General features: G+C 71.3%; 1 protein-coding gene. It reads right to left on the bottom strand.

The features are described from left to right. On the bottom strand, positions 1–707 hold a 707-nt coding region (locus ACFXGA_RS40185), incomplete at its 3' end, for a non-reducing end alpha-L-arabinofuranosidase family hydrolase (RefSeq protein ID WP_378098473.1). Positions 708–1,420: the final 713 nt, after the last annotated feature.

Below are 1,420 nucleotides of genomic sequence, written 5' to 3'. Positions count from 1 at the left end.
TAGGTGAAGTCCTTGAGCGAGACCCAGCCCGACCTCGGGTTCGCCAGCACACCCGACGACGACCAGCGGTAGGTCGACGGCAGCGAACACCCGCCACCCGGCGAGGTCGTCGTGGTCGTCGTCGGGCCGGACCCGCCGACGCGGACGAACTGCCACTGCTGGTTCGCGCCGCCCCAGTCGCTGTACTGGACGATGTTGCCGCCGTCCGCGGTCGACGCGCCCTGCACCTCCAGGGCCTTGTTGCTGTTGCGGTTGATCAGCCGCACGTACCCGCCGTCCGAGTCGGCCAGGCGGAACTGCTGGTTGGTGGTGTTGTTGTCGGTCCACTGCACGATCGAGCCGCCGTCGGCGGTCGAGAAGTTGTAGACGTCGAGGACCTTGCCCGACAGCCGCGACTTCACCCGGTAGTAGCCGCCGCCGGAGTCGACGAACTGCCACTGCTGCTGGTTGCCGTCGTTGCGGGTCCACTGGGTGATGCGCGCGCCGTCGTTCGTGGCGAGGTTGTAGACGTCCAACGCCTTGCCGCTGTTGCGGTTGACCAGCACGTACCAGGCGTTGGTGTCGACGGTCGCCGCCGACGCGGGCGTCGCGCCGACCGCCGCCACCACGCCGCCGAGCAGCACGGCGGCGACGGCGGCGGCGCCGACCACCCGACGCCTGCGGGCTCGGGGGACGGCGGTGGGCGGGTGATGGCCTGTTCCGGCCATGGGCGGGCTCCTCTTCGTCGAGGTGGGGGCAGTCCGCGGCACGGGCAACGTCCGAACGACCGTCTACGCCGGGTGGTCCATCTCGCGCCCCCTGGACGAACAACGATTACGTCATCGTGGACAATCCGAGGACCGAAGACGGGCGCACGGACTGCGTCGCCACAGCCGCGGTACCGATCGCGTCGATCAAACTGTGAGGGATGACCTGCGCACGGTCAAGATGCGACGAAAAAGTTTCGCACGCGTTAGCGCGGGAACCGTCGAACGCATTGTCGAATGCTAAAGAATGACCCTGATATTTTTAGCTCCGCCGGGTCCGACCACCGCTGCCGGGCCGAACGGGGGCCACACCGGACGACGGTTCCCCCGGGGGCCGGCACCCGACCCGCCGGGCCGGCGGCCGACGACACCGCGCCGGGGAACCGCTAAAACATTAGCCGGCCGGCCTTCGTGATCGGTTCGGAAGCGACGCCGACGACTTCGGCACGCATTTCCGGGGATTCTCCCCTATCACGCCGGAGCCGGGCCGGCAATTAGCCGGCCGGCCGGAACGCGGACGTCCTCCCGGATTCCGGAGGGCCTGCGCCGCCGGGCCGCGTCCCGGGCAGCGGCGGGATGCGGCCGGCCAGGCGCCCGTCCGGGTCGCGCCGCGGGGGGGGGCGCGCCCCCCCGCGCGGGCGGGGGGGGGGGGGGGAGGGCGCGCGCGGCCGCCC

This window comes from Actinosynnema sp. NPDC059335 (assembly GCF_042752395.1).
Lineage (GTDB): Bacteria > Actinomycetota > Actinomycetes > Mycobacteriales > Pseudonocardiaceae > Actinosynnema.
This window is presented reverse-complemented; position numbering and strand designations above follow the sequence as displayed.